Origin of the sequence: Duganella sp. CY15W (assembly GCF_009857555.1) — a bacterium.
GTDB classification, from domain to species: Bacteria; Pseudomonadota; Gammaproteobacteria; order Burkholderiales; family Burkholderiaceae_D; genus Rugamonas; species Rugamonas sacchari.
In genome coordinates, this window is sequence record NZ_WWCQ01000012.1 from 1 (window position 1) to 4,525 (window position 4,525).

Sequence of the window (4,525 nt, forward strand, 5' to 3'; positions counted from 1 at the left end):
AATCTGAGCCAGGATCAAACTCTTTAGTTTAATCTCTGTTTTATCCCGTTTTACCGAGATGGTTCGCTCACTCAAAATACTGACAGTATTACTACTGCTTATTTCTTGTTGAGCATTTAATGCTTTTTGTTGCAGCATCAAACGCCCACATTTATCGACTGTAATTTTTTAAAGATCATTCTGTACTGCTTGCTGCGAATCGTTGTGTCCGTCAGCGAAGAGATGAGATTATGCTGTACGGCATTCATTCCGTCAACCCTCTTTTTTCAACTGATACAATCGCTGCCTTTGATTTCGATAGAAAGCAGCAATGAGCAACACGATTAAACGCGGCGGTTTCAGTTCCAGCTTTGGCGTGCTGGCAGCGACCCTGGGCTCCGCCGTAGGCCTGGGCAATATCTGGAAGTTCCCTTATCTGACTGGCGCCAACGGTGGCGCCGGCTTCCTGCTGATCTATCTGCTGGCCACACTGGTCATCGGTCTGCCAGTGATGATTGCGGAGATCACCATGGGCCGCACTGCCAAAGCCAACCCGATCACGGCGTTGCAAAAGCTCAGCCCGAAAAAGAGTCTGCCGTGGTGGCTGGTTGGCGTGGCCGGCATGGTGGCGGCCTTCCTGATTCTGTCGTTCTATTCTGAAGTCGTGGCCTGGGTATTCGCCTACGTGGTGAAAGCCATCGGCGGCAGCATTCTCAGTAGCGACCGCCATGTGACGGAAAGCGCTTTCAGCACCTTGATCAGCGATCCCGTTCAGTCACTGCTGTGGCAGTGGGGCGTGCTGGCCTTTATTGGCGGCATCTTGCTGATGGGGGTGACCAAGGGCATTGAAGGCATCACCAAGAAGCTGATGCCGGTACTGTTCCTGCTGCTGATGCTGCTGTGCGCGGTCAGCCTGTCCCTCGATAAGGCAGCGGACGGCCTGGCCTTCCTGTTCCGTCCGGATTTCAGCAAGATTAGCGCCGGCGTCATCCTGACTGCCATGGGCCTGGCCTTCTTCAAGCTGTCGCTGGGCATGGGTACCATGATGACGTATGGCTCCTACTTCCGCGACGATCAGAACATCCCGGCGACGACGCTGCGCGTGATGCTGGCCGACCTGTTCGTCTCCATGCTGGCCGGCATTGCCATCTTCCCGGCGGTATTCACGTTTGGTTTTGAGCCAGCGGCCGGCCCGGCACTGGTGTTCATCACCATCCCTGCGGTGTTCTCGCAAATTCCCGGCGGCCAGCTGCTGATGATCGCCTTCTTTGTCCTCGCATCGGTCGCTGCCACCGGCGCCATGCTGTCGCTGATGGAAGTCCCGGTCGTGATCCTGCACGAACGCCTGGGCATGAGCCGCCCGAAAGCCACACTCGTCACCATCGCCACGCTGATGGTGCTGGGCTCGTCCTGCGCGCTGACCAACAGCACGCTGGCCAGCTTCAAATTGTTCGGCATGAATATGTTTGACCTGTTTGACTTCGCTTCGTCCAATGTGCTGCTGCCGCTGGGCGGCATTTTGCTCGCCGTGTTTGTGGGCTGGGTGTGGGGCAAGGACAAGTTCCAGCAAGCGCTGTCCAATCAGGGAGCGTTGCGTAATCACGTCACCGTCAGCGCGGTGTTTTTCCTGCTGCGCTATGTGTCCCCTCTGCTGATCCTGGCAGTGATGCTGAAAGGCCTCGGATTGTTCTGAAACGCTGATATATACTGGCCGCACCATGAGAACTCAGGGTGCGCGATGAACCAGAGCGAGATCCCCGTAGTGCCAATGCCGACGATACTGATCGTCGACGATTCACCATCGTATCTGGCCGCGCTGCTGGACAGGCTGGAACGGCACGGCTTTCTGATCGTGCTGGCACAGACCGCTGCCGAGGGCCTGATGCGCGCCGAGTTCGCCGAGCCGGACCTGATCCTGCTCGATGTGGTCATGCCGGACATCGATGGCTTTGAAGCCTGCCGCCGCCTCAAGGCCGGCAAGAAAACCAAGGATGTGCCGGTCATCTTCATGACCGGCCTCACCGATCCCAAACAGAAAGTCACGGGCTTCGACGCGGGCGGCGTCGACTACATCACCAAGCCGTTTCAGATCGAGGAAGTCCTCGCGCGCATCAACACCCATCTGGCGCTGCGCCGCGCCAACCGTGAACTTCAAGACATGATTGCCACCCTGGCACAGGCACGCGAAGACCTGGTGCGTAATGAAAAGCTGGCCGGACTGGGTGCGCTGGTGGCCGGCATCGCGCATGAGTTGAACACCCCGATCGGCAACAGCCTGATGGCAGCCACCACGTTTGAATCGCAGACAGATGACATCTGCCGCCACATCAGCGCCGAAGGCGGGATTACGCGCACCGAGTTTGAACGCTATATCGAAAACGCCAGGCTATCGGTGGATATCCTTGCGCGCAATCTGCATCGCGCGGCGGACATCGTCACCAACTTCAAGCAGGTGGCAGTGGACCAGACCAGCTCCCAGCGCCGCAGCTTCCTGCTGGCGGAAGTCATTACCGGCAACCTGCTGACGCTGCAGCCCACCATCAAGCGCACGCCGTTTGTCATCCAGCAGCATGTGCCTGCGGAGCTGATGATGGAAAGTTATCCTGGCCCACTGGGGCAGGTGGTGACCAACCTGATTAACAACGCCATCCTGCACGGCTACGAAGGCCGCAATGAAGGTTTGATCGCGGTGATGGCGAGCCTTTCTGCGCAAGGCTGGGTGACGCTGAGCGTGGAGGATCACGGTGTCGGCATCGCGCGCGAGGATTTGCCGCGCATCTTCGATCCCTTCTTCACCACCAAGATGGGCGTGGGCGGTTCAGGCCTGGGCCTGAACATCGTCCACAACATCGTTACTGAAATTCTTGGCGGCCGCATCGACGTCACCAGTGAAGTGGGTGGCGGCACCCGCTTCACGCTGACCTTGCCGATGTCGGCGCCGATCAAATAGACCTTACTCCTGCGACCACACGGCCAGAATGCCGTCGGTTACGCCGACCTTGTGGTTGGCCAGGTGCTGGATGATGACGTAGGCATTGCTGCCATCGGTGCGCGGATAGCGATAGGCCGTGAATCCCAGCAGCTTGCCTGTCGACAGGTCAGGCTGTGTTTGGCCATTGAGGATCTGCGTTACCGCAACCGCATTGAACGTCAGGACGCCAGAGCTGAGCGGGAAGGTGCCATTGCCCTGGCTATCAAACGACATCGACTTCAGATTGTTGCCGCCCGTCGCGCAGTTCTCGCGGTAGACAGTGAACGTCTGGTTGGCCAGATCCGCTGCGCTGAGCAGCTGCACGGCGGCGCGGGTCACCAGCACATCGGTGGATTTGACGATACTGCCGGCCGGGGTGCTGACATTCTGGCACAGCATGTTCACGGACGGGAGTACGCCATTGCCGATGCCGGCAGCGGCAACCACCGGCGCATCATAGCTGAGCACGGCGGCATTGCGATAAAACTTGATGGTCTGTGCGGTCAGGCCATAGGTCAGGCTGCCGCCCAGCGGCTGGAGCACGCCACTGGCCAGGTAGGAATAGCTGGCGCCATACAAGGGCGTATTCGTCGACAGATCTTGCAGGTAATTGAAGCCGGCGTAACGCGACACCATCGGGAACGGCGGCTCGCCCTGCATCGCCGCGATGAAGCTCACAATCGTGGCGCGGAAGGCGGTCATATCCGTGGTCGCCGTGATGCTTGCGAGCAGGTCGCGCGCGGCCTGGTTGTTCGACAGCGACTCATAGGCACTAACTTTGTCTGGCGTGTCGAGCAGAGAGGTGAAGATCGTCGCCGCCTGGATTTTTTTGCTGACCACCAGCGCATCATCATTCTGCGCGCCGCTGAGAATCCGCAGCACAGCCTGCGCAGGTGCGATTTCCTTCCGGTCGAGGAAGCCGGCCCAGAACTGGATGCCGCTCAACTCGGCATTGCGGTTGAATCCATTGAGATAAATGGCGTTGACGAGGGAGGCATTATTGCGGACATACAGGTCACCGAATTCCTGGCTGGCGGCAAAACCATCCAGTGCGCTGCTGGCCTGCCCATCCGCAGCATAGGCGGTGATCAACTCCGGCAGCGTGGTGGGCAAATTGCGGTCGCTGAAGATGCGGTTCCAGAACTCCAGTCCCTTGGCGTCGGCAGGACGGCCAAAGAAACCAATGTAGATGCTCTGTACCGCCTGGGTGTATTCCACCGGCGCATGCTGTGCGCCCTGGGCGATGCGCGATCCTAGTACCGTCGCTTTTGGGGACGGCGAATCGCTGTTGGAGCCGCCACACGCTGCGAGCAGCACAGCCATGGAGCACAGGGATGCAAACTGAAAGGCAGGTTTCATGATCGTCCTTAAATTAGAAGGAAAACAATCATACCTTTTTTATAACTAGATGGATACAAAAAAGCCCGCACAGAACGCTGAGCGGGCTTTTTCTTATAACTAGCTTGACGATAACCTACTTTCACACTGGTTGCAGCACTATCATCGGCGCAGAGTCATTTCACGGTCCTGTTCGGGATGGGAAGGGGTGGGACTGACTTGCTATGGTCATCAAGC

General features: G+C 58.1%; 3 protein-coding genes and 1 rRNA gene. 2 read left to right on the forward strand and 2 right to left on the reverse strand.

What is annotated here, in order from left to right:
- Window positions 1-310 precede the first annotated feature (310 nt).
- On the forward strand, window positions 311-1,672 hold the full coding sequence (locus tag GTP58_RS30760) for a sodium-dependent transporter (RefSeq protein WP_161080721.1): 1,362 nt from the start codon (window positions 311-313) through the stop codon (window positions 1,670-1,672).
- Window positions 1,673-1,717: 45 nt separating this feature from the next.
- On the forward strand, window positions 1,718-2,929 hold the full coding sequence (locus GTP58_RS30765) for a sensor histidine kinase (RefSeq protein WP_161080722.1): 1,212 nt from the start codon (window positions 1,718-1,720) through the stop codon (window positions 2,927-2,929).
- Between the two features lie 3 nt (window positions 2,930-2,932).
- Here the strand turns inward: GTP58_RS30765 and GTP58_RS30770 are convergent, their stop codons facing one another.
- Both GTP58_RS30770 and rrf read right to left on the reverse strand, forming a co-directional pair.
- Entirely contained in the window at window positions 2,933-4,309 is a 1,377-nt protein-coding gene (locus GTP58_RS30770) for a DUF4214 domain-containing protein (protein ID WP_161080723.1), read from the reverse strand.
- A gap of 102 nt (window positions 4,310-4,411) precedes the next feature.
- A 5S ribosomal RNA gene (gene rrf / locus GTP58_RS30775) occupies window positions 4,412-4,524 on the reverse strand.
- Between the last annotated feature and the right edge of the window lies 1 nt (window position 4,525).

What these genes read in the sequence shown, in the direction of transcription:
- GTP58_RS30760 (WP_161080721.1), top strand. Translation starts at nt 311, where the DNA reads ATGAGCAACACGATTAAACGCGGCGGTTTCAGTTCCAGCTTTGGCGTG.
- GTP58_RS30765 (WP_161080722.1), top strand. Translation starts at nt 1,718, where the DNA reads ATGAACCAGAGCGAGATCCCCGTAGTGCCAATGCCGACGATACTGATC.
- GTP58_RS30770 (WP_161080723.1), bottom strand. Translation starts at nt 4,309, where the DNA reads ATGAAACCTGCCTTTCAGTTTGCATCCCTGTGCTCCATGGCTGTGCTG.